The sequence below is a fragment of the Rhizobium nepotum 39/7 genome (assembly GCF_000949865.1).
GTDB classification, from domain to species: domain Bacteria; phylum Pseudomonadota; class Alphaproteobacteria; order Rhizobiales; family Rhizobiaceae; genus Agrobacterium; species Agrobacterium nepotum.
Window position 1 is genome coordinate 1 of the sequence record NZ_JWJH01000022.1, and the last position, 25,027, is coordinate 25,027.

23 protein-coding genes are annotated in these 25,027 nt (G+C 61.2%); 8 read left to right on the plus strand and 15 right to left on the minus strand.

Features of this window, described 5'->3' with window-relative positions:
• The 3 genes from RS75_RS20735 to RS75_RS20745 all read right to left on the minus strand — a co-directional run.
• Positions 1-744, minus strand: a 744-nt coding sequence (locus RS75_RS20735; RefSeq protein WP_045024013.1) for an ABC transporter substrate-binding protein, incomplete at its 3' end; no start/stop codon positions are given.
• A 79-nt stretch (positions 745-823) separates the two neighbouring features.
• Positions 824-1,564, minus strand: coding sequence for a helix-turn-helix transcriptional regulator (locus RS75_RS20740; RefSeq protein ID WP_045024015.1), 741 nt, complete (start codon positions 1,562-1,564; stop codon positions 824-826).
• A 187-nt stretch (positions 1,565-1,751) separates the two neighbouring features.
• The gene (locus tag RS75_RS20745; RefSeq protein ID WP_045024017.1) at positions 1,752-2,621 is read right to left on the minus strand and encodes an IclR family transcriptional regulator; all 870 of its coding nucleotides are present in this window, start codon (positions 2,619-2,621) and stop codon (positions 1,752-1,754) included.
• 83 nt (positions 2,622-2,704) lie between these two features.
• Here RS75_RS20745 and RS75_RS20750 point away from each other — a divergent pair, with 83 nt between their 5' ends.
• The 4 genes from RS75_RS20750 to RS75_RS20765 all read left to right on the plus strand — a co-directional run bounded on the left by RS75_RS20750 (position 2,705) and on the right by RS75_RS20765 (position 5,990).
• Positions 2,705-3,475, plus strand: coding sequence for an SDR family NAD(P)-dependent oxidoreductase (locus RS75_RS20750; RefSeq protein WP_045024019.1), 771 nt, complete (start codon positions 2,705-2,707; stop codon positions 3,473-3,475).
• Positions 3,475-4,389, plus strand: coding sequence for a 2-dehydro-3-deoxygalactonokinase (locus tag RS75_RS20755; RefSeq protein WP_045024021.1), 915 nt, complete (start codon positions 3,475-3,477; stop codon positions 4,387-4,389). Before RS75_RS20750 ends, RS75_RS20755 begins: the two co-directional genes overlap by 1 nt.
• 79 nt (positions 4,390-4,468) lie before the next feature.
• Positions 4,469-5,098 carry a 2-dehydro-3-deoxy-6-phosphogalactonate aldolase gene (locus tag RS75_RS20760; protein WP_084687130.1) on the plus strand — a complete coding sequence of 210 codons (630 nt, stop codon included), beginning with the start codon at positions 4,469-4,471 and terminating at the stop codon, positions 5,096-5,098.
• 4 nt (positions 5,099-5,102) lie between these two features.
• Positions 5,103-5,990, plus strand: coding sequence for an SMP-30/gluconolactonase/LRE family protein (locus RS75_RS20765; protein ID WP_045024023.1), 888 nt, complete (start codon positions 5,103-5,105; stop codon positions 5,988-5,990).
• 48 nt (positions 5,991-6,038) lie between these two features.
• Here RS75_RS20765 and RS75_RS20770 read toward each other — a convergent pair whose 3' ends face one another.
• On the minus strand, positions 6,039-7,391 hold the full coding sequence (locus RS75_RS20770; RefSeq protein ID WP_045024024.1) for a putative bifunctional diguanylate cyclase/phosphodiesterase: 1,353 nt from the start codon (positions 7,389-7,391) through the stop codon (positions 6,039-6,041).
• A gap of 141 nt (positions 7,392-7,532) precedes the next feature.
• Positions 7,533-9,152: a response regulator gene (locus RS75_RS20775; protein WP_045024126.1), complete on the minus strand. Its 1,620-nt coding sequence runs from the start codon at positions 9,150-9,152 to the stop codon at positions 7,533-7,535.
• 408 nt (positions 9,153-9,560) lie between these two features.
• On the opposite strand from RS75_RS20775, the gene mutL reads away from it, so the two are divergent.
• Both mutL and RS75_RS20785 read left to right on the plus strand, forming a co-directional pair.
• Positions 9,561-11,381 (plus strand): DNA mismatch repair endonuclease MutL, encoded by a 1,821-nt coding sequence (gene mutL / locus RS75_RS20780; RefSeq protein WP_045024026.1) that lies wholly within the window; start codon positions 9,561-9,563, stop codon positions 11,379-11,381.
• A gap of 149 nt (positions 11,382-11,530) precedes the next feature.
• Positions 11,531-11,752 carry a DUF2093 domain-containing protein gene (locus tag RS75_RS20785; protein WP_045024028.1) on the plus strand — a complete coding sequence of 74 codons (222 nt, stop codon included), beginning with the start codon at positions 11,531-11,533 and terminating at the stop codon, positions 11,750-11,752.
• Positions 11,753-11,957: 205 nt separating this feature from the next.
• Here the strand turns inward: RS75_RS20785 and lpxK are convergent, their stop codons facing one another.
• From lpxK to RS75_RS20815, 6 genes are all read right to left on the minus strand, one after another.
• Positions 11,958-13,004, minus strand: a complete 1,047-nt coding sequence (gene lpxK, locus RS75_RS20790; RefSeq protein WP_045024030.1) for a tetraacyldisaccharide 4'-kinase — start codon at positions 13,002-13,004, stop codon at positions 11,958-11,960.
• 164 nt (positions 13,005-13,168) lie between these two features.
• Complete coding sequence (locus RS75_RS20795) at positions 13,169-13,906, minus strand: HAD family hydrolase (protein ID WP_045024031.1); 738 nt, start codon at positions 13,904-13,906, stop codon at positions 13,169-13,171.
• Entirely contained in the window at positions 13,900-15,222 is a 1,323-nt protein-coding gene (gene waaA, locus RS75_RS20800; RefSeq protein ID WP_045024032.1) for a lipid IV(A) 3-deoxy-D-manno-octulosonic acid transferase, read from the minus strand. The genes RS75_RS20795 and waaA overlap by 7 nt, the downstream gene beginning before the upstream one ends.
• Positions 15,223-15,437: 215 nt before the next feature.
• Positions 15,438-15,677, minus strand: coding sequence for a DUF4170 domain-containing protein (locus RS75_RS20805; protein ID WP_045024033.1), 240 nt, complete (start codon positions 15,675-15,677; stop codon positions 15,438-15,440).
• A gap of 61 nt (positions 15,678-15,738) precedes the next feature.
• Positions 15,739-16,545, minus strand: a complete 807-nt coding sequence (locus tag RS75_RS20810) for a 3'(2'),5'-bisphosphate nucleotidase CysQ (RefSeq protein ID WP_045024035.1) — start codon at positions 16,543-16,545, stop codon at positions 15,739-15,741.
• A 93-nt stretch (positions 16,546-16,638) separates the two neighbouring features.
• Positions 16,639-17,985: a TldD/PmbA family protein gene (locus tag RS75_RS20815; RefSeq protein WP_045024127.1), complete on the minus strand. Its 1,347-nt coding sequence runs from the start codon at positions 17,983-17,985 to the stop codon at positions 16,639-16,641.
• 116 nt (positions 17,986-18,101) lie between these two features.
• On the opposite strand from RS75_RS20815, the gene RS75_RS20820 reads away from it, so the two are divergent.
• Positions 18,102-19,931: a monovalent cation:proton antiporter-2 (CPA2) family protein gene (locus tag RS75_RS20820; protein WP_045024037.1), complete on the plus strand. Its 1,830-nt coding sequence runs from the start codon at positions 18,102-18,104 to the stop codon at positions 19,929-19,931.
• Positions 19,932-20,129: 198 nt separating this feature from the next.
• On the opposite strand, the gene RS75_RS20825 is transcribed toward RS75_RS20820, so the two are convergent.
• The 3 genes from RS75_RS20825 to RS75_RS20835 all read right to left on the minus strand — a co-directional run bounded on the left by RS75_RS20825 (position 20,130) and on the right by RS75_RS20835 (position 23,676).
• Positions 20,130-21,056 (minus strand): patatin-like phospholipase family protein, encoded by a 927-nt coding sequence (locus RS75_RS20825; protein WP_045024039.1) that lies wholly within the window; start codon positions 21,054-21,056, stop codon positions 20,130-20,132.
• 87 nt (positions 21,057-21,143) lie between these two features.
• A complete protein-coding gene (rsmD, locus tag RS75_RS20830; protein ID WP_045024041.1) occupies positions 21,144-21,701 on the minus strand; it encodes a 16S rRNA (guanine(966)-N(2))-methyltransferase RsmD in 558 nt (185 codons plus the stop codon).
• The gene (locus tag RS75_RS20835) at positions 21,682-23,676 is read right to left on the minus strand and encodes a pseudouridine synthase (protein ID WP_045024043.1); all 1,995 of its coding nucleotides are present in this window, start codon (positions 23,674-23,676) and stop codon (positions 21,682-21,684) included. The genes rsmD and RS75_RS20835 overlap by 20 nt, the downstream gene beginning before the upstream one ends.
• A gap of 71 nt (positions 23,677-23,747) precedes the next feature.
• On the opposite strand from RS75_RS20835, the gene RS75_RS20840 reads away from it, so the two are divergent.
• Positions 23,748-24,206 (plus strand): nucleoside deaminase, encoded by a 459-nt coding sequence (locus tag RS75_RS20840; RefSeq protein ID WP_045024045.1) that lies wholly within the window; start codon positions 23,748-23,750, stop codon positions 24,204-24,206.
• Positions 24,207-24,257: 51 nt separating this feature from the next.
• On the opposite strand, the gene RS75_RS20845 is transcribed toward RS75_RS20840, so the two are convergent.
• Positions 24,258-24,908, minus strand: a complete 651-nt coding sequence (locus RS75_RS20845) for a hypothetical protein (protein ID WP_045024047.1) — start codon at positions 24,906-24,908, stop codon at positions 24,258-24,260.
• Positions 24,909-25,027: the final 119 nt, after the last annotated feature.

Genomic DNA, 25,027 nt, shown 5'->3' on the forward strand with positions numbered 1-25,027 from the left:
CCATTCTCCGGCGCGGTAAAGCGCGCGCAGCAGCCCTTCCAGCAGGGTGGCGTTCTCCTCCGCCCAGACCCGTTTCACCGCCAGTATTTTTTCCGGCGCATTGTGCCAGATCAGCGCTCCGGTCGTGACGATCCGTCCGGTGTCGCCCAGCACCGCGGCGCTGCCGGCCGGTTCGGCGGTACAGAGCGCATCGACCTTGCCGCTTGCCAAGAGCGCCGGCATCGACTTCGGCGGAGCTTCGACGATTTCCATGTCCCTGCCGAGCAGCACGCCGCAGCTTGCGAGCAGATAGCGCAACACATAAAACGGCGTGGACACGATATCCTCGACCGCAAAGACCGGCAGGCCTTCCCCTGCCGCCCGGCGTGCGGCGCAGACACGGGCCATCGCCCGCCCAAAGGCCGCCGGGTCCGGCAGCTTCAGCCCTTCACGGTAAAGTTCGTCGTAAAATCCATGCGAAACGGTCGTTGCCGATCCGCCGAGGGAGAGCGTGAAGACACCGATGATATCGGCCGGCAGGTCATCGAGGCCGACCGCAGAACCGACCGGAACCGGGGCGGGCAAATGGGCGATCTGAACTTCGTCTTCGCCAAGTGCGGCAAGCACGGCGCGCGCGGATTGTTTTCGCACAAGTTCCAGTTCAACGCCTTCATCGGCAGCAAAGCCTTTTTCGGCAGCGGCTATCAGCACGGCGCAATCGACAGTCGGAGAAAAACCCGCTTTTAGCTTATGCCGTTCCGGCAAACGATTTCTCCTTTTCCGGTGATTCGAAAGAAGGATCGCCCAGGAACCCGTTTATCACAATGATAAAGTTGCGGTTTCGCTATTTAATCAGACCGACGCGGAGAGCCTTGGCGACGGCTTGGGTGCGGTTGACCGTGTCGAGTTTTTTCGTCGCGCGGTTCAGGTAATGATTGATGGTATGTTCCGACAGCTTCATGATTTCAGCGATTTCGGCGCTGGTCTTGCCGGCAGCCGTCCAGTTCAGACAGTCTATCTCCCGCTCGTTCAATGTCTCGGGAACCCGCAGATCGAGGCGGCGGATTTCAGATAGCCGGGCAAAGATGTGGCTGGAAATGTAAAAAAGTTCCGCGAGCCGGCTGGTGGGTAATATCGTCTTGTTGCCGGAAAAGGACACCGCCCCGCGCATCGTGGTGATGTCATGCACGGGAAACCACACCGAGTTGATCATCTCGAAGCGCTCGAAGAGACCGATCACCGTTTTTCTGGCGATCTGTTCGTCGTCTTCCCCCAGAAAATCCATCGAGACGGAAAAGGGCGCGGTCGACTTTTTCAACTGCGCCATTACCTTGCTTTTCTGCAGCATGCCCTCTTCGTCGTAACGCTGCAAAAGCTCGGCCGGCCAGCTGGTGATGATGGTACATTGCGACAGTTCGCTCGCCATTTCGGACGACAGGTCAAGCACCATGAAGGCCCTGAACTCCCACGCCTCCGTCAACCGCTTCAAAAACCGGAATATATCGAATTGCGTGTTCAGACCGGCGATCTCGCGAACGCAATCAACACCAATCGACTGAACGGCGGCCGTCTCTGTTTTCTGCATGAAAGCTGTTCTTTGAAAATGAGAGAAACCGCTGCAAAGGCTGCCTTTGCCCGGAAATTGTGAGGATGTTACTCACCAAAACGATTCATGCAAACAAAAGTTGAAACTTAATTCCGAATAATCGAAAATAAGACTTAGCTTACGCTCGATCCGCAGCTTCCGTGGCGGAAATTCACGGTTTTTCCCCTCAATCATCCGCAACCGGAGATAATCGGCAGGCAAGCTCCGCTGAAATTTTATCGGCCGTTTCGCGCACCAGACGACCCCATTGCCGAAGCTGTTCCACATCCACGCGATAGGCTGGACCGGTGACTGAAATCGCCGCGTGAAAATTGCGTCCGGACGCCCGGACCGGCGCGGCGACGCAATGAATGCCGATCTCATGTTCCTGAAGGTCGAAACCGTAGCCCCTGCCGCGAATGGCGGTCACATCGTCCATCAATGCTTCCGGCGTCACGATCGTATTTTCCGTAAAACGGTGAAAGTCCAGTTTTGCGGCAAGCTCTGCCAGAACACCGGCAGGGAGAAGGGTCAGCGCGGCTTTGCCCACCCCCGTGCAATAGACCGGCGAGGTCTTGCCGACCTGCGAATGCATGCGCAAGGTGTGCCTGCCCTCCATCTTGTCCAGATAGGTGATTTCCTTGCCGTTCAGGACGGCGAGATGCACGGATTCCTGCGTCGCCTCCTGCAACGCCGCCAGATGAGGGGCGGCAACGCTACGCAGATCGTTGCCGCTCCAGGCTTTGGCGGCAAATTGCAGGAGCCGCAGACCGACGGCATAGGTCTGATCGCTAGCATGGTCGACCAGACCTTCGGCGACGAGATGGGCGAGCTGGCGGTGGACCGTGCCGCGCGGCTGGCCACACGCCTCGACCACATCGGTGAAGCGCATCGGTTTTTCGGCAAAGGCGATAAGCTCCAGAAGCGAAACGGCCTTTCCAAGCGTGCCGGTCACGTTTTCCGCTTTTCGTTCCGCAACCGGAACTGCCTCGTGCTCTTTACCGTTGGGTTTTTTACCATCGGGCATGGCAACATCCACCGTCATCTGTCTTGACATAAGCCTGCGGCCAAGAGAATAATTCCATTTAGTAAAATCTAGTTCCACATATTGGAACAATCAAGCCCCATTCTGGATGAGACATGCCGATGACCCAAGCCCTTTTCCCTGACCTCAAGGACGCGGGCGTGCTCGTCACCGGTGGCGGCTCCGGCATCGGGGCATCGCTGGTGGAAGCCTTTGCGATGCAGGGCGCGAAGGTCTCGTTCATCGACATCGCCGAAGAGCCGAGCGTGGCGCTCGTTGCGCGGCTTGAGGAGACAACGCGCCATCCGGTCCATTTTTTCAGGGCCGATCTGCGCGACATAGCTGCAATCAGGCAGACCGTGGATGCGGCGGCGTCTGCGACCGGCGGCATCAAGGTGCTCGTCAACAATGCCGCATGGGACGACCGCCACGATATAGACACCGTGACGGAAGCCTATTGGGACGCCAATCAGGCCGTCAATCTCAAGCAGATGTTCTTCACGGTTCAGGCCGCGCTTCCGCATCTGAGGCAGGCCAAGGACGCCTCCATCATCAATTTTTCCTCGATCTCGTTTTTGCTGAACATGGGCGAGCTTCCCTCCTATGCTGCGGCCAAGGCCGGCATCATCGGCCTGACGAAAAGCCTCGCCGGCAGGCTGGGGCCGGAAAATATCCGCGTCAATACGCTGCTGCCGGGCATGATCGTGACGGAGCGGCAGAAGGAGTTGTGGTTGACGGACGACGCCGTCACCTCGACCACGGCGCGGCAATGCCTCAAGCGCATGCTGGTCGCCGCCGATCTGGCGGGGCCGTGCCTGTTTCTCGCATCATCGGCATCGAGCGCCATCACCGCACAATCCATAATCGTAGACGGAGGCCTGTTATAATGTCCGAACCCGCTTTTATCGCCGTCGACTGGGGCACGACCAGTTTCCGGCTCTGGTTGCTCAGCCGGTCCGGCGCGGTGCTGGCCGAGCGCAGAAGCGCTGAAGGCATGACGACCGCCATGCGGACCGGTTTTGCCGAGGTGCTGCAATCGCATCTTGACGCCATCGGCGCACCGGAAAACCTGCCGGTTCTCGTCTGCGGAATGGCGGGCGCGCGGCAGGGCTGGGTCGAGGCGGGCTATATAGACGTGCCGACATCGCTTTCCGCAGTTCTTGATGGTGCGGTTCGCGTGCCGGGTCAGGAGCGGGATGTCCGCATTCTGCCGGGGCTGGCGCAACGGGACAAAAACGCGCCGGATGTGATGCGCGGCGAGGAAACGCAACTGCTCGGCGCGCTTGCCTCCTCGAGCGCTGGCAAGAAGCTGGTCTGCATGCCCGGCACCCATTCCAAATGGGTAACGGTCGAAGGCAGCGACGTAACCGGCTTTGCCACCTTCATGACCGGCGAACTGTTCGAGGTCGTCTCGAAACAGACCATCCTTTCCCATGCGGTGGCCGAGGCGGAAGCCTTTACCGGCGAGCATGAGGCCTTCAGGGCGGCCGTGCGCGACATCTACGCCAATCCGCAACTGGCGACCAACCGCCTGTTCACCCTGCGCTCCGGGCAATTGCTGCATGGCCTCACCGCAACAGACGCCAAGGCCAGGCTTTCCGGCATCATGATCGGGCTGGAAATCGCCGGTGCGCATTCCACCGCGCGGCGGGACACGCCGGTGGTGCTGATCGGCTCCGGCGCGCTCGGTGCGCTTTACGAGGGTGCATTCGCAGCCCTTGAGATTCACTATACAGTCATCGACGCAGATGAGGCCGTGCGGCGCGGATTGTTGGCCGCCGCAAATGCCATCTGGTCATAGAATTTATCATCAGAGCGGGATTTCAGGCGAAAACCGCTCACACTTTTCGCCATCCCGCTCCAGGACGAAAGACCCCATCATGCGTATTCCCTTCCCTTCCATGCAATATCCGCTGATCGCCATCCTGCGCGGCGTCAAGCCCGAGGAAACCGAAGGCGTCGTCGGCGCGCTGATCGACACCGGCTTCCGCGCCATCGAAATCCCGCTCAATTCGCCCGATCCCTTTCGTTCGATCGAGATCGCCGCGAAAATGGCGCCCGCCGATTGCCTGATCGGCGCAGGCACGGTGCTCAGCGTAGAAGACGTGGCGTCTCTGGACGCAGCCGGCGGCAAGCTGATGGTCAGCCCCAATGCCGATGCCGACGTGATCGTCGCCGCCCGCGTCAAGGGCATGGTGACGATGCCGGGCGTTTTGACCCCCACCGAGGCGCTGGTTGCGGCAAAGGCCGGGGCAACCGGGCTGAAGTTCTTTCCCGCCAGCATCATCGGCCCCGCCGGTATCAATGCCATCAGGACAATCCTGCCCAAGGATCTGCTCATCGCCGCTGTCGGCGGCGTTTCGGACAGGAATTTCGCCGAATATACCAAGGCCGGTATCCTTGCTTTCGGCCTTGGCACCAGCCTCTACAAGCCCGGCATGACAGCGGCGGACGTGCGCGAGCGCGCCACCGTCACGCTTTCGGCCTATGATGCAGCAATCGGAGGATAAGAGCTTGGCGAGTGTTTTTCCCTTTGCCGGACGCACCCTTGACGAAACGCCGTTGACGCTCGGCGAAGGCCCGACCTTCGATCCGGCGACCGGCACCGCATGGTGGTTCAATATTCTCGGGCGGGAGCTGCATGAACTGCATCTCGCTTCCGGCCGCAAGAGCGTGCATGCCCTGCCCTTCATGGGCAGCGCGCTGGCCAAGATCAGCGACAGTAAACAATTGATCGCCTCCGATGACGGTCTTTTTCTTCGCGATACGGCGACCGGCGTGCTGACGCTGCATGCGGAGCTGGAAAAGGACCTACCCGGCAACCGCTCCAATGACGGACGCGTGCATCCCTCCGGCGCGCTGTGGATCGGCACCATGGGCAGGAAGGCGGAACCCGGCGCGGGCAGCATCTACCACGTTGCCCGGGGAACCGTGACGAAGCTGTTTGCCGACATCAGCATTCCGAATTCGATCTGCTTTTCACCTGATGGCGAGACCGGATATTACGTCGACACCAAGGTCAACCGGCTGATGAAGGTGTCGCTCGATGCGCAGACGGGCCTTCCATCCGGCAAGGCCGAGGTCTTCATCGATTCCGCCGGCATAGACGGCGGTGTGGACGGCTCGGTCTGCGATGCCGAAGGGCATATCTGGAACGCCCGCTGGGGCGTGGGCGCTGTCGATCGTTACGATGCGGACGGCAACCATATCGAACGATATCTGGTGCCGGCGAAACAGACGACCTGCCCGGCCTTCATCGGTCCCGATGCATCGCGCCTTCTCGTCACCTCCGCCTGCGAACATCTCGACGACGACGCCATGGCCGCCAATCCGCAGCATGGGAAGACATTCGAACTCGGGATCGAGGTCAAGGGTAGGTTCGAGCCGCTCTACAGGCTCTAGGAGACGCCGGGACCGCTGGCATATGCGGCGGTCCCCACGCCCCCCATCTCAGGGAATATCAGACAGGATCTCGCGATAATTCTCGTGCAGATAACGCTGGGTGGCGGCGGCATCGACGGGGCGGCCGTAGAAATAGCCCTGCCCCATGGCGCAGCCCAGAGCGCGCAGCTTTTCCTCTTCCGCCCGCTCCTCTATCCCTTCGGCCACGACCTCGAGATCCAGCCCTTCGCACATGGCGACGATGGCCTTGATGATATGTTCCGAGGGACGGTCGCTGCTGATGCGGGACACGAAGGCGCGGTCGATCTTGACCTTGTCGAAGGTGAAGTCGCGCAGGCGGCCGAGGCTTGACTGGCCGGTGCCGAAATCGTCGAGGGAGATGCGGACGCCCGCGCCCTGCAATTCGCTGATGATGCGCTGCGCGGTATCGGCGGATGTCATGACAGCCGTTTCGGTGATTTCAAGCTCCAGCCGATGCGGGTCGAGGCCGACACGCGACAGGATGGAGAGAATATTATCCGCCGTGCCGGGGTCCATCAACTGCGCCGAGGACAGGTTGAAGGACAGGAAAAGCTCGCGCGGCCAGAACAGGGCCGCTTCCGCCGCCTTTCGGAGCAGCGCTTCGGACAGCGCGTCGATAAAACCCCTTTCTTCAGCCAGCGGCACGAAAACGGCCGGCGACACGAAACCGAGATCGGGGTCGTTCCAGCGGGCTAGCGCCTCGAAACCGATGACCTTCGCTTCTTCCAGCCTGACGATGGGCTGGAAATGCACATCGATCACATCGGTGATGATGGCGTTTCGCAAAGCCTGTTCTAGCTGGGTGGCGCGCTTCATCTCCTGCGCGATCTCACGCGAATAGACCGTTATCTGGCCACGGCCGCGCCGCTTGGACCGATAAAGCGCCGTCTCGGCGCTTTTCAGCAAGTCGTCGAAATCATCGCCGGCGAAGGGGTAGATGGCGAAACCGAAGGAAGAGGAAAGCCGAACGTTGCGATCGCCGAGATCGTAAGGGGCAGAGAGCACGTCCTTGATCATGTTGCCGATGCGCTCCGCACCGGTGCGCTCGAACACCAGCGGCAGCACGAAAGCGAATTCGTCGCCGTCATGGCGCGTGACGATGGCGCCATCAGGAACGCAGGCCTTCAGGCGATGGGCGACCTGGCACAAAATCTCATCGCCCGCCTGCACGCCGAAAAGATCGTTGATGGGTTTGAAACCGTCTATATTCGCAATGCCGACAGTGAAGGGCGCGGGGTCGCTGGAGCGCTCGCTGGCGAGCATGCGGATCTTGTCCCGCAAACGATAACGATTGCCAAGCCCCGTCAGCGGATCGCTGTAAGCCATCGCTTGCAGCTCGTTCTGGCTGACCTGCAACGCCTGCGGCTCTGCCCTTTTCATTCCTGCATCTCGTGAATCCCGTGTCGACCGCGATCACAATGCAGGGCAAGTATTAAAAAAGCCATAGAACCGCGAACCGAAAATGCGGCGGCGTTTTCGGAAGGTCAGCAACTCGTATAAAAATGCCCGAGTGGAAAAATTTCAGGCTTGCAGCCGCAGGGTATCCTTGCCGAAAAGGCGCAGGAAAACCGCCTCGACCATATCAGGGCTGACGGGTTTCAGCAGCATGTCCTCCATGCCCGCCGCCAGGCATTTGTCGAGGTCGCCCTCGAAGGCGTGGGTGATGACGCCGACAATGGGGATGCGCTCATCGCCAGCCAGTGCGCGCATGCGGCGTGCGACCTCGAAACCGTCGATATCGCCGAGCGTCGTATCGAGCAGGACGACGGACGGCGCCAGTTCCGCAAAAAGGCGCAACGCCTCTTCACCCGATGTGGCGAGCCGGTAGGAAAGCCCCAGACCTTCAAGAATCTGCGAAAAAACGATCTGGTTGACCCTGTTGTCCTCAACAAGAAGTATCTCGCCGACACCGCCAGTCTTGAGAATTTTGGGCAGGTCTTCGGTCATGATCTCCCAATCTTCCTCGGAGGATTTCTCACCAGGAGGCGATTTGAAGCCGACGGCGAGATAATGCAGCAGGGAAGCGTCGATCTCCTCTTCCTCGATTGTAACGACGGGCAGGCCATGCGCGGCCGCGATATCGAGGCATGCGACGCTCATCTGGGCGTCGACGACGACGACATCGATACCCACACCTGCGGAGGCGGCGATATCGATGAAGCTGCGCTGTTCCTCCTCGCTCGTCACCGCGGCATGATCGATACCGCCTGCGGTCAGCCGGCGGCCGGCAGCGTCAGTGAAGCGCCCGTTTTCGGACACCACCAGCACCGCCTTGCTTTTCAGCGCGCCGCCTGCGGCATCGTGGTCGTCATCCTTGCCATAGGTGGAGGCGACGAAAGCGACATGTTCGAGCGAGGGGATGACCGGCATGCCGTTCGCGTCGATGGTGGCGAGCGCGGTCACATCCTCCATCGTCGTCACCAGGAAATACCGGCCCGGCCGGCCCACGCGCTGCTTGCGGGTAATCGCCAGCACCTCCTCGCCATTCATGCGTCTCACCCTTTCGGGAAGAATGCTCGGTGTGCCGCTATCCAGCACCATGCGATCGGCGGCGTCGATCCGGCCTGCGACCTTGCGCGAATGCAGATCGAAAACGGTGCGGCCAAGAATGCTCTCGGCGCTGGTCTCGACCATGGCGCAGCCGGATTTGTTCACGGCCGCATAGGCCAGGTTTCGATCCTTGACGAAAACCGGAAACGGCAGATTGTCGAGAATGTCCTCGATCAGCTGCACACGCTCAAGGTCGATGCGCCACTGTTCTTCTCTTTTCTTCTGTTCGGAAATATCGGCGACGACACTGATGCCGAGGCCGGAAGGCAGCCGGTTCATGACGAAGCGCAGGAAGCGCTCTCCCTTCAGCCGTTCGGTTTTTTCCGACCGTTCCTTCCAGTGCAGCGCCAGCCGCTCGCCGATCCATTCCTCGCGTCCCAGCTGCCGGGCATTGCCGGACAGGCTTTCCACTTCCAGAAGATAACAATCGTAAAGCGCGCTCAGATAGTCGCGCAGCCGCGCGCCCGGCCCGATAACGGCCTCTTCCAGAGGAAAAAAACTCAAAAGCTTCCGGCTTGCGAAAACAATGTGATCGTTCCGGTCGTAAACGACGATCGCCGCGCCAAGCGCGTCGCAAAGGGCATCAAGCATCACCGTATGAACGCCCGCGCCGGAGGACGCCAAATCACTCAACTGCAAACTCCCACCTGTTTTTCAGGGTCAGGCTTATGTTTCTATTGGAATCGTCCGGGGCAAATGCCGGGATGAAACGGTAAATTCCGAAAAAGAGACATCAGGGTTCGCCACTTGAAGCAGTCTTGAGGGGAAGATGACGTTCACCCATAGTCGACGTCACACACCACCCTGCGAAGGAGGCCTCGTTCCTGCGGTCATTTCAAGCCGCCTCACCATATGCAAGGCCGATTAAAGGCGGATTAACGCTTAACCGGATGTGGACGGAAATGATCAAATGCCGAACATGCCGCAAAACATGTGCAAACTTTCACGAGTTGAGTTTTTTGCTTTCGAAGCCGTGACGAATCCGCGAAAATGACGATCATGGCCATCAAGCAGCTCTCAGAAACCCTCATCAACCAGATCGCCGCCGGCGAGGTCATCGAAAGACCTTCCAGCGCTACGAAGGAACTGGTGGAAAATGCCATCGACGCCGGCGCAACGCGGATCGAGATCGCCACGGCGGGCGGCGGCAAGGGACTGGTGCGCATCACCGATAACGGCTCCGGCATGTCGCCCGCCGATCTGGAGCTTGCGGTTCGACGTCATTGCACCTCGAAAATATCCACTACGCTTGACGATATCCGCACGCTCGGCTTTCGCGGTGAGGCCCTGCCTTCCATCGGCTCGGTTGCCAAGCTTTCGATTACCAGCCGGCAACACGGTGCCGAACAGGGTTCGGTGATTTCGGTCACGGGCGGCAAGGTCTCCGAGGTGCGGCCCGCCGCGTCCAATGCCGGCACCATCGTCGAGGTGCGCGACCTGTTTTTCGCCACGCCCGCGCGGCTGAAGTTCCTGAAGACGGAACGGGCGGAAGCGGCCGCCATTACCGAGGTCGTCAAACGGATGGCGATTGCCTTTCCGCATATCCGCTTCGTGCTGTCAGGCACCGACCGTTCCACGCTCGAAATCCCCTCGACCGGCGACGACCATCTGGCCCGCATGGCGCAAATTCTGGGCGCAGAATTCAAGGACAACGCCATCGAGATCGATGCCGGGCGCGAGGATGTGACGCTCACCGGTTTTGCCGGTGTGCCGACCTTCAATCGTGGCAACTCGGCGCATCAATATGTCTTCGTCAACGGCCGCCCGGTGCAGGACAAACTACTCTTGTCCGCCATTCGCGGTGCATATGCCGAAACGGTACCACATGGGCGATACCCGGTCGCGGTGCTGTCGCTCACGCTCGATCCCGCCTTTGTGGATGTGAACGTGCATCCGGCCAAATCCGATGTGCGCTTCCGCGATCCCGGCCTCGTTCGCGGATTGATCGTCGGCGCAATCCGCCAGGCGCTGACGCGTGACGGCGATAGGGCGGCGACGACTGGCGCCAGCCAGATGATGAACGCCTTCCGCCCCGGCTACAGCCCGTCCAATCTTCGCCCTTCTCCCTCCGCAGCATGGTCCGCCGCGACCTCCCCTTCGCGGCCGCTTGCCGTTTCCGGGGACATGCAATTTGCGGAAGCCGTGCAATCGCGCTTTTCCGACATCACCATGCCGACCGCGCGCGCGGAACCTCGCGAGGCTTACGAGGCCTCCGCAAGCCCGTCGCCGGAACCGGCGCTTTACCCGCTCGGGGCCGCGCGTGCGCAGTTGCACCAGAACTACATCGTCGCGCAGACGGAAGACGGCCTCGTCATCGTCGACCAGCATGCAGCACATGAACGGCTGGTATTCGAGGAAATGCGCAACGCGCTGCATTCCAGACGCCCGCCCTCACAGGTGCTGCTCATCCCTGAGATCATCGACCTTCCCGAAGAGGATTGCGACCGGCTGATGGACCATGCGGCGGGCTTCGATGCGCTGGGTCTGGTCATCGAGCGCTTCGGGCCGGGGGCGGTCGCAGTTCGGGAAACACCCGCCATGCTCGGCGAGGTCAACGTGCAGGGGCTGGTGCGGCAGCTTGCCGACGAAATCGCCGAATGGGACGCCGCCTCCACGCTTGCCAACAAGCTGGAATATGTCGCCGCCACCATGGCCTGCCACGGCTCCGTGCGTTCCGGGCGGCGCATGCGGCCGGAGGAAATGAACGCGCTTTTGCGGCAAATGGAAAACACGCCGGGTTCGGGGCAGTGCAATCACGGCCGGCCGACCTATATCGAGCTGAAACTTTCCGATATAGAACGTCTCTTCGGCCGAAGCTGAGCCTTAACCCCGGGGCAGCAGGCGGGGGTGGCTTTGGGCCTCGCCCAACGATATAAATTCAAGGGACTGGAGCATCCGGATTGTTCAGAAGAACGCTGCGCCGTTTCGGGTTGGATGCACTGACAGGACATAGTAGGAGACGAAAACGGATGAACAGATTTGAGGGAGGCGGAAACCGCATCGCCGTCATCGAATATCTCGACGGTGACTTCCGGATCGTGCAGACCGGCTCGCATGTCATATGCGCCATCACCGGCCAAACCATTCCGGTCGACGAGCTGCGCTACTGGAGCGTCCTCCGGCAGGAAGCCTATGTGGATGCCGCCGCCTCGCTGGAAGCCGAACGCAGGGCGGGCAATCTGCCCGCTTGATCGGGAACGGCGCGTGGGGCATTTCCAGTAAATGCGCAGGGTTTTGGTCCGGGAAAAGCTCCAATAGACTGCCGACGCCCAGACGCGGCGTCATCCTTGGGCTTGTCCCAAGGATCTAAGCACGTCAATAAAATTAATACGTTGCAGATCCTCGGGACAGGCCCGAGGATGACGGAGGAGAGGTTTCGAACTTCACCATCACCCTCTAAATCGACGGGCGCGCATTTTCCCGACGCAGGCGGGCGCGGCAATTCCCCACCGCCGTGTCGATGATCGTTGTCGTCGCATTGGGATCGTCGAACACCATGTCGATCTCGATCACCAGGCTGTTCCACAGCAATTCTTCCGCACGACCCTGGTGCCCGTTGAGGCGTACGGCGTCCTTGGCTGTCGTCACCAGCTGCAAGTTCTCTCTGTTGGCGTCCTGCAGAAGATCGGAAATCTCGTCTTCGCTGAAATGGTGATGGTCCGGGAAAGAGCGCTGCAGCACGATTTCGCCGCCCAGCGCCTCGACGGTTCTGAAGAACTTGGCCGGATCGGCGATGCCGGCATAAGCGAGTACACGCCTTCCCCTGAAATCCTGCGGTTCCTGCGGCTTGATCGCGGCGACGAAAACGGGTTTGGCGGCCTTTGCCGCCATTCTGACCAGCGGATCGGCCGCATGGCCGTTACCGACCTTCAGAATTCCGGTCATATGCCGCATCTGTTCGGCAAGCGGCGCCCGGACCGGGCCGCCCGGCACGAGATGGCCGTTGCCGATGCCGCGCACCGTATCGATGACGACCAACGCATAATCCAGCGTCAGGCGCGCGCTCTGGAAACCGTCATCCATGATGATGAGATCGACCCCCTCCTTCACCAGCCGGTGTGCGCCCTCTACCCGCTTGCGGGAAATGACCGTCACCGCCTCGCGCGCCAGCAGCAAGGGTTCGTCGCCGACATCGGCCGAGCGGTGCTGCGCGGGATCGACAAGGGTGGTGACATCAAGCGTGCCGCCATAACCACGGCTGAGAAAGCCGGGTTTCAGGCCTTTTGCGACGGCGGCTCTGGCAATCGCCATCGCCGTCGGCGTCTTGCCCGCTCCGCCCACGGTGAAGTTGCCGATGCAGATGACCGGAACGGGAACGCTCGCCCGTTTCGCCGTGCGCATCCGCCGTCCCGCGACCTTGCCGTAGAGAAGCGAAAAAGGTGATAACAGCCAGGCCTGCCAGCCCGCCTTCTGCCACCAGAACGGCGGCGCTTCAGAAACCATCTATTCCCGCTCCCGGCCGCGTCGCCCACGGCATTCCGTTCGGATGTCACATGTCAGGGAGGTTGTTTGCCAGAAAAAACCGCAAATTGCAAAAATGGACTGGGGTGGGTTTCCCTTGTCTGTCTCGACTTCCAGCGCAAGCCGAAAAGTGGAACCATATATTATTAAGCAACCCGTTCCGGCAGCAGCGCTTCAAGTGCCGTAATGTCATCGAAACAATAATCGGCATCGGCGCCAAGGCTTTCGCGCGAACCGGTGCCCGTCAGAACCGCGATGCGCAATCCCGCACCGGCACTCCTTGCCATGTGCAGATCGTGATTATTGTCACCGACCACCGCCACACGTTCGGGGCCGAGACCTATCGCCTTGCAGAAACCGAGAACCATGCCGGGTTGCGGCTTGGTGCCGTAACCGCTGTCGTAACCCGCGACGAAATCGACATCGTTTTCGAAACCGAAGCGGATGGCCGTCTGGCGGATGGAGTTTTCGTTGTCGCTGGAGGCGATGCCAAGCTTGTAGCCGCGCGCCTTCAGCCTTGCGAAAAATGCCTTGAGGTCGGTCACGGGAACGGATTTATCCGCCGCCTCGGTGAACAGCCGGTCGAGCCGCCTCGTCAGTTCGCCGACATCGCAGGGCGAACCGGCGGCGACCAGACCGGCGGCGATTTCCGCCGTATTGCCGGCGGCCAGCAGGCTGTCGGCAAACACATGACCGGTGACGGGATCCATGCCGCAGGCGGCGAGCAGCCGGTCGGCGAGAATGGGGTCGCCCTTGGCAGCGATCGCCGCAAGCTCGCGGTTTACCGGCCCCCAGCTTGCGTCATAACCCAAAAGCGTGCCGTCCTTGTCGAAAAGGACAGCGGCGATCGATTGCGTCGCATCACGTTCGATATCCGCTACCATGAACCGATGGCGCTCCGCGGTTGCAGCTTGGCGGTTACGGTGAGCGGGTTGATATAGGGTTCCAGCGCCTTGACGGTGGCGGACAGCGCACCGCGCATATCCTGAATGACACGGTTGCCGGCATCGATCATCTTGTAACGCTCATTATCGTTGACCAGCAGATAATGTACCGCCTTGGCCAGCATCTCGACATCGCGGATGATGCGACCGCCGCCGGCGCGGATGAGCTTCTGATAGGCCTCGCGGAAATTCTGCACATGCGCGCCTGACAATACGGCGCAGCCGAGCATTGCCGGCTCAAGCGGGTTCTGCCCGCCTTCGGCCGTCAGCGAGCGTCCGACGAAGGCAAGTTCGGTGAGCCGCAGGTAAAGCCCCATTTCGCCGATGGAATCGCCGAGGAAAATATCGGTTTCCGGCGTGATCGCATCGTTGCGGCTGCGGCGGGCCACAGTTAGCCCCATGCCCTTCAGCATCGCCTCCACATCGTCGCCACGCTCGGGATGGCGCGGCACGATGATGGTCAATTGGCCGTTGCGCGACTTGATCGCCGCATGCACGGTGGCGGCGGCCTTCTCTTCACCGTCGAAGGTGGAGATCGCCGCCCATGTCTTGCGGGTGCCGACCTGCCTGCGATAGTGCTCCAGAAGGGCCTCATCACAGGGCGGCGGATCGGTATCGCCCTTGAGGTTGCCGGAAATGACGACCGGCCAGGAGCCGAGATCACGGAAGCGCTCAGCATCGACATCGGATTGCGCAACCACCAGCGCCAACTTGGAAAACAGCGTTTCAGCAATATCGTGCCGGTTGTTCCAGCGATCGAACGACCGGTCGGACAGCCGCGCATTGACCCTGATCTGCGGAATGTGCCGACGCTCCAGCTCCATCATCGTCACCGGCCAGATTTCCGATTCAGCGGTGATGGCGGCGTCTGGCGCCCAATAGGACAGGAAACGATTGACCGCGATCTTGATGTCGAGCGGCACATATTGGTGGATCACGTCGTCGCCAAGCCGGGTGCGGGTCAACTCGGCGGAGGTGACGGTGCCGGTGGTCAGAAGCACGAAAATATCGCGCTTGCGTATTTCGCGGATCAGCGGAATGAGGGCGAGCGTTTCGCCCACACTTGCGGCATGGAACCAGACGAGCGGGCCACGGGGGCGCTCCGCGCTGGCGTAACCGAAACGTTCGAGGCGGCGGCGCTTGTCTTCCTTGCCCTTTGCGGCCCGATAGGAAAGATAGGGCCGGGCAAACGGATAAGCGGCAATACCGGCAATCCTGTAACCGGAAAGAGCGAAACGTGCGATACGGCTGCTCATGACATTCTGCCCTTGATCATTCCGCGCAATGCCCTTCCCCAGTTCTTTGTTGTTATTGCCGCCTACTTCTTCTCAAATTGCGTCATTTTTTATCATCGGAAACGAAAGCGCGATCACATTTTCGCGCAACCGAATTCCCGGCCTGCGGTTCTTGGCAGGAATCACGGAAATACGCGCCTTCACCCGATAGTATTACAACGCAAGGGCAAAGGTACTCAATTTTTATCGTCTGGATTGAGAAGACGGTGCATATGCACGATAAAATAACGCATATGGGCGTTATCGACAGTCATCTGCGCCTTGGATCTCCATGCCGTGAGCGCGGAAGCGTAGTCGGGATAGATGCCGACGATATCGAGCGCATTCAAATCCCGGAACTGAACATCCTGAAGGCTTTCCAGTTCGCCGCCGAATACAAGGTGCAGCAGCTGTTTCTGTTTGCCGGATTCCGTCATGTCTTTGTCTCTTTCTTAAGCACTGAGAGAGGCCTTCATCTGCGGGATTTCCCGCCAAACGTCAACCGTCGGACAGGTGCGAAAACGCTTTCAAAAGCGCCGGCAGCGCATAATCTGCTGCGGCGCACAATGCGGGGTGGTTCACCTCACGGCGATTATACATCAGAGGTTTTCCATCAAGGCCAACCAGACGGCCGCCCGCCCTTTCGAGGATCAGGTCGGCGGCGGCAAGATCCCACTCGTGCGAGTTCGCCTTCACCAGCGTTCCGTCGATGCGGCCGTCCGCCACCATCGCCAGCCGGTAGGCGAGCGAGGGCACATGCGGAATGCGCTTGACGGTGCCCCGCACCTCATCCGGCAGATGCGTGATCACATCTTCAGGTGCTGCCAGATGGAAGATGCCGGTGTTTTCGCGCGCGGCGAAAATGGACTTTCCATTCTTCAGCGCCTCGCCGCCTTCAAATGCGGTAAATTCCTCGGCGAGCGCCGGGGCGACAAGGACAGCCACCACCGGCCGGCCCTCATGCACGACCGCGACACTGACGCACCACGTATCCCGCCCGCCAATGAAGGCGCGCGTTCCGTCGATGGGATCGACGACGAAGACGGTGGAGCGGGCAAGCCGTGTCGTATCGTCGTCCGTCTCTTCCGATAGCCAGCCGTATTCCGGCCGGGCGGAGCGCAGGATGGTTTCGAGAATTTCATTTGCGGCGTAATCGGCAGCACTTACCGGCGAAAGGCCGCCATTCTTCCACCAGACCTCGGGATCCTTGCGAAAGAAACCGAGAGCCGTCTCACCCGCCTTGCGCGCGGCTTCGAGGACAAGCCTCAAATCGGAAGCCCAGCGGGCCTCTGCAATGTCGTTCATTTTGCCGTCTTTTCCGCGCGCCTCAGGCGGCGCGCCTGTTTTTCTCTTCGCACTTGCACACAAAGCGCTGACGAAAACAACCCGCAGGTCGCCTCACTTGCCCGCGATCGTCATGCCTTCGATGGCAAGCGTCGGTGCGGCAACGCCGTATTTGCGGTCGATATCGTTAGCCGGCGTCACCCGCATGAACATGTCTTTCAGGTTCGAGGCGATCGTGACCTCGGAAACCGCGAAGGACTTTTCGCCATTCTCGATCCAGAACCCGCTCGCACCGCAGCTATATTCACCGGTGAGCATATTGGCGCCGTGGCCAATCAGTTCAGTGACGTAAAAACCGGTTCCGACGTCCCTCAACAGATCTTCCGGCGAAATATCGCCCGGCTCCAGCGCGAGATTGGTGGAAGACGGCGATACCGAAGTGCCACCGCGCACGCCGCGACCGTTGGTTTCAAGGCCGAGTTCACGCGCGGCCGAGGTGGAGAGGAACCAATGTTTCAGCACCCCGTCCTCGATCATCGTCATTTTTTCGCCCCTGACACCCTCGCCATCGAAGGGCCTTGACGAAGGGCCGCGAACGATCTGCGGATTGTCAGTCAGATGAAGACCCTTTTTCAGAACCTGCTGCCCCATCCTGTCGCGCAGGAAGCTGGTCTTGCGGGCAACCGAAGCGCCGTTGATCGCACCGGCAATGGCGCCGACGAAACCACGGGCGATGCGGGGATCGAAAACCACCGTGATGTTGCTGCCGGTATCGACCTGACGCGGACCGACCCGCCGCACGACTTTTTCACCGGCGCGGCGGCCGATCTCTTCGGCCGCATCGAGATCGGCGTAATAAAGGCGGCTGTCGAAATCGTAGTCGCGCTCCATCTTCGTGCCTTCGCCGGAGATGACGCTGACGGAACGGCTGAAACGGCTGCCCATGTAGCTGCCGGAAAAACCGTGCGAGGTGGCAAGGACGAGGCCGCCCATGCCACTCGATGCGCCGGCGCCGGAGGAATTGCTGACACCCTTGACGCCAAGCGCCGCCTCTTCCGAGGCAAGTGCCGCCTCACGCAGCTGATCGGCGGAGACCTCTGTCGCATCGAAAAGCTCAAGATCGTCGTAGGAGGTCGCAAGCCGCTCCTTGTCGGCGAGGCAGGCAAAAGGGTCTTCCGGCGAGACTTTCGCCATGGCCACCGCCCGTTCCGCCAGCGTCTTCAGGTCGAAGCCGGGATTGGCCGAAACGCTCGCCACCCGCCGCCCGACGAAAACGCGCAGGGAAAAATCATCGCTTTCGGAGGATTCGGTGCTTTCCACCTTGCCAAGCCGCACGCCGACCGATTGCGAGCGGGAGCGGACGACGACAGCATCGGCCTCATCCGCGCCTGCGGCACGGGCAAGGTCGACAAGCTGGCTGGCGCGATCGAGAAGTTTGGAAGAATCTATTTCTGAGGACATGAGTTGGCCTTTCATTCCTGTTCCATTTATTGTGCCGGGAACCCCGCATCAAGGGCGAAACGCCGCTTTCTCCATCGGCAAGGCTTTGTCGCCACCATATTCGAAAGTTAGCCCGCATGACCGAGCACGACGCTCTCTTTTCCGAACCCTTGCTGCTTCTGGCCGGCGCGGTCATCGCGGCCTCCGTTTTCCGCAAACTCGGGCTTGGCACCGTGCTCGGTTATCTGGTGGCGGGCATCATCATCGGGCCGTTCCTGCATCTTGTGACGGATGCGAAGGACATCTTCAACGTCTCGGAACTGGGCGTCGTTTTCCTGCTCTTCATCATCGGCCTCGAACTCAAGCCGACGCGCATATGGCAGATGCGGCGCGATATTCTGGGACTCGGGCTGGCGCAGGTGCTGGTAACGGGCAGCGTGCTGGCGGCGATTGCCTGGTGGGCCGGGCTGATCGACGCGCGCGGCAGCCTCGTCGCGGGTTTCGGCCTTGCGCTCTCGTCCACCGCCTTCGCGCTGCAGATACTCGCCGATGACGGCGACATGAACACGCGGCACGGCAACCGCTCCTTTTCGATCCTGCTGTTTCAGGATCTCGCCATCGTGCCGCTTCTCGCCCTCGTCACCATTCTTTCCAACCGCCCGGACGTACCGACGGATTCGATGGCTTACGATCTCGTCGCCTCCATCATCGCGGTGGCGGGCATGGTGCTGGCCGGGCGTTACCTTCTGACGCCGATGTTCCAGATCATCGCCCGCACGGGTGCGCGGGAGGTGATGATCGCCGCCGCGCTCTTCGTCGTCATCGGTGCTGCGGCCATCATGGAAGCCGTCGGGCTATCGATGGGCATGGGCGCGCTTCTGGCGGGGCTGATGCTGTCGGAATCCTCCTACCGGCATGAGCTGGAAGCGGATATCGAGCCGTTTCGCGGGCTGTTTCTGGCGCTGTTCTTCATGGCAGTCGGCATGTCGCTGCATATCAAAATCGTTTACGAGCATATTCTTCTCATCCTGATCGCCGTACCGGCGATGATGGCGGTGAAGGCGGCCGTGATCTACAGCCTTTGCCGCATCGCCGGCTCGTCCCGTTATGCATCGAGCCGTATTGCCCTGCTTCTGGCGCAGGGCGGCGAGTTCGGCTTCGTGCTGTTCAGCACGGCCGCCGCCTCCCGCCTGTTTCCGCAGGCAACCGCTTCCATCCTCGTTGCCATCGTCACACTTTCCATGGCGCTGACGCCGCTGCTAGCAGTGGTTTCGCGCCGGCTGACGGCGGAGGATGCCGACGAGGACACACTGGACGAGGATTTCGACGGAGCCGGGGCCGATGTGCTGATGATCGGCTTCTCACGTTTCGGCCAGATCGCCTCGCAGATCCTTCTGGCGGGCGGGCGCGACGTTACCGTGATCGACAGTTCGGCCGATCGCGTGCGCCAGGCTTCCCGTTTCGGCTTCCGCATCTTTTTCGGCGATGGCACGCGCAAGGACGTGCTGATCGCGGCCGGCATAGAACGCGCCGATCTCGTGGCGGTCTGCACCCATAAAAAGGAGATCACCGACCGCATCATCGACATGATCCAGTCGGAATTTCCAAGCGTGCGCATCTATGCCCGCTCCTATGACCGCGTGCATTCCCTCGACCTTAGAAAACGCGGCGTGGAATACGAAATCCGCGAGACGCTGGAATCCGGCCTGCTGTTCGGCAGGCGCATTCTGGAGGGGTTGGACATAGACAGCGAGCGGGCGCTTGCAATCTCCGACGACATACGCGAACGCGACGAAGAGCGATTGCAGCTACAGGCCGTGGAGGGGTTGGCCGCAGGCCGGCAGATGCTGCACAACAAGCCGGTGCGCGAGGTGAAGCCCGAGCCGCTGATGAAGCCGAAGAACAAGGCGGAGAGGCGCGAGGAGGAAGAGGACACGGAAGACAGCGAAACAGAAGTGTCGCTGTGATGTACCAGTACATGGCACGACGTTGCCCCTTGTTTCTTCTCCCCGCCGGGGAGAAGATGGCCCGAAGGGTCAGATGAGGGGGCAACGTTGCCGAATATCTCTACCCTCGCCCCCTCATCCCGCTGCCCCGACCTTCTCCCCGGCGGGGAGAAGAAACAAGGGGTACACGCTCGCTCGATAGCGAATACCGAGTACAAATCAGGCTTCCACGCCCTGCCCGCGATGGAACAGCTCCACCTGCATTTCGATCTGCCGTTTCAGATCGTCCTTGATCCCGGCGGATGCATTCAGCACTTCCTCCGATTTGAGGAAATCCAGCACGCCGAAACGGTGTACCGGCGGGCGCAGGAAAATATGCGGCGGGCGCAATCTGAGTTTTAGCGCGATGGCCGCCTGCATCATCAGCTGGCTGGCGCCGAACAGGCTGTCCAGCCGGTTCGGCATAGTGGTGCCGTCGCCTTCGGGGCCACCGACCACATCGACGCCGATGACGATATCGGCCTGATCCATCAGGTGCTCATAGGGCACGGGATTGAAGATGCCGCCATCGATCATGATGCGGCCGTTGACGCGCACCGGCATGAACAGCGCCGGAATGGCCGCAGAAGCCGCAAGCGCCTGAATGACCTCGCCGGTCTCCACCACCACTTCGGTCTGCGCGTAATAATCCGTCATCACCACCTTCAGCGGAATGGCGAAGTCCGAAAAATCCTTCGGCAGGACCTGCGGCATCAGGGCGTGCAGAATAAGTTCGAGATTGAACTGGCCGAGACGGAAACCGTCTACCGCATGGCGCATCGACGCCGGGCCGAGGCTCCAGAGCCGGTTTGCGACCGAACCCTTCCGCCCCATGAGTTCCAGCGTGAATTCGCGGATTTCCCGGCCGGACATGCCGGCCGCCATGCCCGCGCCGATGATGGAGCCGATTGAGGAGCCGGAAAGCGCCACAGGGCGAATGCCGAGTTCGTCGAAAGCCTCGATGATGTTGATATGGCAGATGCCGCGCGCGCCGCCGCCGCCGAGCGCCAGTCCGAACGTCGGCTCATGGCCGCCCGCCCGGTTGGCCTCAAGGACTTCTTCCCCGGCGCGGACCATCGTGACGCTCTCGTTTACACCCTGCTCCATGCCAAATACCCAAAACTCTTTCCACGGAAAACGCTCTGCCTATTCGGCAAACAAGACAAGACCGTGGCCTGACGGAAAGTGCTCCCGTCAGGGTTCGTAGCGGTAGAAATGCATTTTCGTGTCGCCGAAGATGCGGCTTTCGAGCGGTTTGAACACCGGCTCGACATTGACCACGACATCGCCGCGTTCTTCCAGAATGGCGAGTGCGCCGGGTGCCAGCCAACCACCGCCGTGGGCAGCAGCGAAAGCCTTCTCCCCATGGCCCTGGCCATAGGGCGGATCGGCGAACAGAAGATCGAAAGGCTCGATATTGTTGACGCCGCCAAGCTTGGTCGCGTCACGCCGCAGGATACGGGCGCGCCCGTGCAATCCCAACGCATCGATGTTTTCCCACAACAGCCCCCTGCCCTCGACGCCGTTTTCGACGAAGAGCGCCACACGACAGCCGCGCGAAAGCGCCTCCAGTCCGACCGCGCCCGTTCCGGCGAAAACGTCCAGAACGCGCGTACCGTCAAGACTTTCCGGATAGGCGTGGCTTAAGATGTTGAAGAGGCTTTCCCGTGTCCTGTCGATTGTCGGACGAATGGAATTTGTTTTCGGCGCGGCCAGATTTCGGCCGCGGAACTCACCGCCTACGATCCGCATTACGTGTCATTCCCCTGCCACCAGAAGGTTTGCCACCCGGGCCTTTGCCGCCCGGCTTGCCGCCACCGGGGCCGCCGCTGCCGCCGCCGGGACCTTTACCCTTGCCCGAAAAACCCGAGCGCTCGCCCGGCTTGCCGAAGGATGGCTTGCCCGATGCGGGCCTGCCGCCCGGTTTTCCACCCGGATTCGCGCCTCTCGGCTTGTCACCGAAAGGCCGGTCGCCGCGCGGACGATCGCTGCGTGGGCGTTCACCCTCTTCACGCGGCTTGTCGCGGAACGGACGGTCACCGAAAGGTTTTTCGCCACGTGCGGTGCGATCTCCGAAGCTCTTCTCGCCACGGGGGCGGTCGCTGCGCGGGCGGTCACCCTCCTCGCGCGGCTTGTCACGGAACGGACGGTCGCCGAACGGTTTTCCGCCGCGTGAAGGGCGATCTCCAAAACTCTTCTCGCCACGCGGACGGTCGCCACGCGGACGATCACCCGCTTCGCGCGGCTTGTCACGGAACGGACGGTCGCCGAAGGGTTTTTCACCGCGCGGGGCGCGATCTCCAAAGCTCTTTCCGCCACGCGGGCCATCGCCGCGTCCACGACCATTTTCTTCTTCGCGGGGGGAATCCGAACGGATCCACTCGCCCTCGGCGTCGGCGTGCCTGACGACGTTGCGGCGCGCTTCCGCCTGGGCGGATGGCTTCTTGAACAGGCTTTCCGCTTCCGCACGGACGAAAGACTTGCGCTCCTTGCCATCACGGGTCGGCTTTGCGCCGGGCGCCATCCAGACATTGGCCGTGCGGCTGGTGCCGGCGGGCGGGCGGGGGCTGCGGCGCTCTTCGCCCTCATCCTCGCCACGGGTTTTCGCGCCGAATTTCCCGGCAGGCTTGGAGCCGAACTTGCCGGCGGGCTTGTCGCTGCGCTTGGTGTCGAGACGGCCGAGCGCCTTTTCGCGGCGGTCTTCCGGCTTGCCAGCGGATTTGTCGAAACGTGGCTTGCCTTCCGGAGCGTCGCCCTTCGCCCATTCGGGCCTGGCGGCACGTTTGGGAGCGATTTCTTCCTCGTCGTCGGCGACAGGTGCATCATAGATCGGCGCATCGAAATTGGCGCCGGACTGTTCGATCAGGCGTGGGCCGAGCTGGTCGCGCAGCATGCGGCCACGCACCTCAAGCACTTTGCTTTCAGCCAGATCACCGAGCTGGAACGGGCCGTAGGAAATACGGATCAGGCGGTTGACCTCGAGACCGAGCGCGCCGAGCACGTTCTTGATCTCGCGGTTCTTGCCTTCGCGCAGACCCATGGTGATCCAGACATTGTGGCCCTGGGTGCGGTCGAGCGTCGCGTCGATCGCGCCATAAAGCACGCCGTCGACGGCGATACCGTCCTTCAGCTTGTCGAGTGCGGCCTGATCGACTTCGCCATGGGCGCGCACGCGGTAGCGGCGCAGCCAGCCGGTGGTCGGCAGTTCCAGCACGCGGGAAAGACCGCCATCATTGGTCAGCAGCAGCAGGCCTTCGGTATTGATATCGAGGCGGCCGATGGACAGGACGCGCGGCAATTCACCCGGCAGATTGTCGAAAACGGTCGGGCGGCCTTCCGGGTCGGAATTGGTCGTCACCAGACCGGCGGGCTTGTGGTAAAGCCACAGGCGCGTGCGCTCAGCCCCGCGAATGGGCATGCCATCCACTTCGATCTTGTCCGAAAGCGTGGCGTTCATCACGGGCGTGTCCAGCTTGACGCCGTTCAGCGACACCCGACCTTCCATGATCATACGCTCGATATCGCGTCGCGAAGCGACACCGGCGCGCGCCATGATCTTGGAAATACGCTCGGGCTTGGTGCCGATAACGGCCTCCTGCACCGGAGCCGCCTTGGCTTCTACCGGTTTCTTTTCACGCTCGATGGCGGGCTTGCCGGGGCCTTTCGGCTTCTTGTCGCGGCTAAAAGTCTTGCCACCGTCACGCTTCGGCTTGTCTTTAAAAGTCATTTGCTGTTTGCCTGTTGTTTGGGCTGTCCTATCAGGTCCAAGCACAAGGGTTAAGAGGAAATTGAAACGCAATGGCCGAAAGGACGCATTTCATGGAACTGGCGCTGGCGGAAGCCAGTGCCGCAGGTCAGCGGCAGGAGGTTCCAATCGGCGCAGTCCTGGTTCTGGACGGTCGCATCATTGCCAGTTCCGGCAATCGCACCCGTGAATTGAACGATGTGACGGCGCACGCCGAAATCGCCGTGATCCGCATGGCCTGCGAGGCGCTGGAACAGGAACGCCTGCCCGGCGCCGATCTCTATGTCACGCTGGAACCCTGCACCATGTGCGCGGCGGCGATCTCGTTTGCCCGCATCCGTCGTCTTTATTACGGGGCGGAAGACCCCAAGGGCGGCGCGGTGGAAAGTGGCGTGCGCTTCTTCAGCCAGCCGACATGCCACCATGCGCCGGAGGTCTATTCGGGGCTTGCGGAAAGCGAAAGCGCTGCAATTTTGCGGCAATTCTTTCGCGAGAAACGTCTCGACGAATAAGAGGCCGGCGGGAGGCACAGGTTTCCCGCAGGCCATCAGCCATTCATTTTATCAGAAGGGGTTCCACCAGCTTTTGCCGGTATTGGCGACAGCCGCTTCTTTCTTGCGGCGCTTTTCCTTCTTCTGTTCCGGCTCACCGAGATCGGTCAGCTGATCCTGCGGAACGCTGCGATATTCCGCCGGCGGATCGGTCAGGAACTTGCGCTGGGCGTTGACGACGGAGCCGCCCTGGGACTCGGCCTTCGCCTTGCGGAAGGCTTCCCATTTCTGGGTTTCGGTCATCTGGCCGGCCGTGCCGTTACCGGCGAGCAGCGGCGAACGGTAGTGCGGATTGTTCTTGTTGGCATCCGCCTCGTCGCGCAGACGTTCGCGGGTCTCTTCCGGCGATTCGACCCATTGCGGGTTGTTTTCGCGGCTTGCCATGTTCTGCTGCGGCTCGGCCAGCTGTTCGGCGCGGGACTGGGCAGGAACGACAAGGCCCGGACGTGGGCTGTATTTCAGGTTGCGCTTGCTCTGGTCGCCGGTGATCGAGGTCGCGCTGCCGAGATCGTCGACAAGCTGTTCGGCCGCCGACTTGCCCGTACCGTAGGTCGGGCTGGTGCAGGCGCCAAGCAGCACGCCTATCGCCGTAAGACCGGCAACCGTGCGAAACATGCCCAAACCCTGCGCGTTATCCTGCCCAAAAGCCTTCATCGTCTTCATAAAAACCCTTCCAGCCGTCCGTCCCATTGCGCCAGACATCGTCTTTCGGCAGGCGGTAGCCCGCATTGCCGTGCAAATCCGGCCATTTTCAGGCAGGTGTACCGGATGAAGAGCTAAAG